Genomic DNA, 3157 nt, shown 5'->3' with positions numbered 1-3157 from the left:
AGAGCAGGTCGAAAAGCGGGTAGGTTATCTTGGCACTCTGGCGGTTATCATCAACGGCGCTGAAGTAGTCTTTAAATGTATCGATATCCACGGTATCTATCCCGAACTATTTTAGAATCGGCCTATATGATCACAGCCAGAGGTGATCGTCAAACCGATCCTGTTTTGGTCAAAAAACGTTCGCGATCTCGCCCTGGTCATCCACCCTAATTCGGCAGGGATCTTCTTTTAATCCAACATCAAGTTGCCAATGCATTGATTCAATTAACCAGTGTGAGCGCGTAGCATCATGAAGCTCTTTCGCTGTCAGTGCTTTTGAGCTTATATAATAGCGCACTGAAATATCTGACTCTTCAGCATGTTTGCCTTCTTGACGAACACTCACCATGATGCCCATCGTTTTTAATTCAGGCCAATCATAAGCCAAATCACCTAATACACTTAAATCGGTATTAATCAGTGCACATCGTGTTTCCAAACGCCCATGCGATTATTCTTGTGATGCGTAGCTATCACCATCAAATTTTTGAAGCATTGCCGGGCGGTAATAATTATCAAACGCTTTATCTAACTTGCCTTGATTTCCTTTAACGGCAAGCAAATAATCAGCATTTTTATCGATGATTTTCTGTGCGATTTTGTACTGACAACCCATAGCATCTATGGTAATCAAACAACCTGAAACATCAAGCAATTCCAGCAACTTAGGGATGGCAGTAATCTCATTTGTCTTACTGTCTACTTTCGACTGTCCGAGACACACTCCATTTGCGGTTGCGAACGCATTAACCATATGAATAGCAGCTTGGTCTGTTGCTCGATTATATGAGCCCCTTAGTGTTTTTCCATCAATGGCAACCACTTCGCCATCCGTTAATTCATGACACGATTTCATCCATTCTATAAAGNATGGCAGTAATCTCATTTGTCTTACTGTCTACTTTCGACTGTCCGAGACACACTCCATTTGCGGTTGCGAACGCATTAACCATATGAATAGCAGCTTGGTCTGTTGCTCGATTATATGAGCCCCTTAGTGTTTTTCCATCAATGGCAACCACTTCGCCATCCGTTAATTCATGACACGATTTCATCCATTCTATAAAGGCTTTTTGTAATGCCTTTGGACTGATGGTTCCCATCACTCTTGCGATCGTATCTGCCGACGGTGACGTTTTACCTGAAAAGCCAAAACGTAATAAGAAATCGCGCTGCTTACGGCCATAATCACTAATGCCTTTCCAGGTATCATGACCAGAAAGAACCGCACAGATCGTTATCAAAATAATATCTGATAACGTATGTTCAACTTTTCCTTCTTGGCGAATATCTTTGAGGGAAACGAAATGCATAAATGGACTTTTTTCTTCTGTCATTTTTAATCTCCTAAACATTAGGAGACCATTAAATCGCACTGAAAATGATCAACAAATTGATCCTTTATTTTCACTAGTTTTAATTAATAAACATGGTACAACGCACGGTTTTAAGCCTTAATTGACAACTAAGTCATTAAATCGCTAGCCCAGTCATGGCGCGGGTCTTCGTGCGTTTTCCCTGTTAGGTATTGTGTCGAATTCATTTACAGTATTTTCAATAGGTGTTGATTTACTCAGACAACACCTATTGAGATAGGTTCTTAGCCTTAAGTGATAACTTAGTCATTAAGTCGCTACCCCAGGCATGGCGCGAATCTTCATGCGTTTTTCCTGTGGTGCGGACTGAGCCGACCAAGATCAGCTTGGTGGCCAAACAGAAGCACTGTCTCATGAATACCAGCTTCTTAGAGAAGGTTTTAGCCGCAGGCATACCGGCGATGGTTGATAAATGAACACTAATGCGCTCGCCCTGTCTCGCCAGCTTAACCATGAGTGTTGCACTTATTATCTGAATTCAGGTCGACCTTATTCATTTTTTTAGATTTTATCGTTTTTTATTGACGGCGTAATCAACAATTATTCTAGATACTTTTTCTGAATCTCTACTAATTTCGCCTTTAGTATAACCATGTAAGTCAACTTTGACTAGAGACTTTGAAAACAAATTAACAAAGTCTTCACTTAAATCACTATTTCGCTCATATTTAATCATATCATACAATTGGGACGAGTTATGTTCATCAAAACGAATAAGGTTAGGATGCGAAGCATACCAAGGTTCACCAAACGCAATGCAATGTTTTCCATATTGCAAAGCTTCCCATCCTGCAGTTCCTGTAATAGTTGCAACAGCTAAAGAATTGAGAATTAGCCATTCTTGTTCAATATCCATAGGTACTAATTTGACGTTGTACATAGAAGAAATACATCTCCAATATTCTAAGAATCGCCCTCGATACCCATGTAATGCATCAGAGAATTGAGAATAGTGTTCTTTAACCAAGATCGTTACTTCGTTTGGCAATGCTTGTCTCAATTTCTCAATCATGTAGAGCTGATCTGAGTAAAATCCACCCAGAGGAGATGTAGTAGCTTCTGGCTGATAATGTAGAGGAACATACACAAATGATTCAGTTTCTTTCAAATCATCAGTATTAGCTATATTATTTTCGTATTCCTTTATCATTTTTCTTTTGAACATCTTTTGTGTTTGCTCAGAAAGAAAACTTGCAACACCATCTGAAAGGCCGATGAAACTAAAAAAACTATTTTGATAACTATTTCTAATTTTATTTTTATCATTTATAAGCTTAGCGTTTAAAAGTATTTTCTTTAGCAATCCCTTACAACGTAATACGAACTTGTTTTTTCGGTCATAGTTTATTTGATCAACCATGTAATTTGGTAGGAAATATTTTTTTTCAGCGTAAGGAGCTATCGCTATTTCTCTGAATTCTTTTTTTATGTTATCATCGCAATTCACATCAACTAAGTTACATTCATTTTTTGACGAAATAAAGCTAGTTAGGAAATGCCAACCGAAGTAAGGAGTAACATTAAAAATTAGTGTCTCAATTTCTAACTTTTTTGCTATTAAATATAAAGGATAGTCGTGCACAAGATGAGGTACATTACTAAAAACTATCAGCTCTGGTTTCAACTTTAAACAAACTGAAAACCAATAGTTAAGCTGCTCTTTAAAAATCCTATCTCTTTGACTAAAAGAGTAGCCGCCTATATTATCAGCACGATCCAGTATTTTTATATAATTATAGTAT

1 protein-coding gene and 3 pseudogenes are annotated in these 3157 nt (G+C 37.9%); 1 reads left to right on the top strand and 3 read right to left on the bottom strand.

The genetic code is table 11. The features are described 5' to 3' along the window. Positions 1-187: 187 nt before the first annotated feature. Both BZG74_RS15365 and BZG74_RS15990 read right to left on the bottom strand, forming a co-directional pair. Positions 188-907, bottom strand: a pseudogene (locus BZG74_RS15365) (ISAs1 family transposase); the annotation flags it as partial. Positions 908-1100: 193 nt separating this feature from the next. Then, a pseudogene (locus tag BZG74_RS15990) lies at positions 1101-1376 on the bottom strand (transposase family protein); the annotation flags it as partial. Between the two features lie 335 nt (positions 1377-1711). Here BZG74_RS15990 and BZG74_RS15890 point away from each other — a divergent pair. After that, positions 1712-1831: pseudogene (locus tag BZG74_RS15890) on the top strand (ISAs1 family transposase); the annotation flags it as partial. Between the two features lie 92 nt (positions 1832-1923). Here BZG74_RS15890 and BZG74_RS15350 read toward each other — a convergent pair. Next, positions 1924-3157: capsular polysaccharide export protein, LipB/KpsS family (locus BZG74_RS15350; protein WP_077773340.1), on the bottom strand; the 1234-nt coding region annotated here is incomplete at its 5' end.

Origin of the sequence: Salinivibrio sharmensis (assembly GCF_001995985.1) — a bacterium.
GTDB lineage: Bacteria > Pseudomonadota > Gammaproteobacteria > Enterobacterales > Vibrionaceae > Salinivibrio > Salinivibrio sharmensis.
This window is presented reverse-complemented; position numbering and strand designations above follow the sequence as displayed.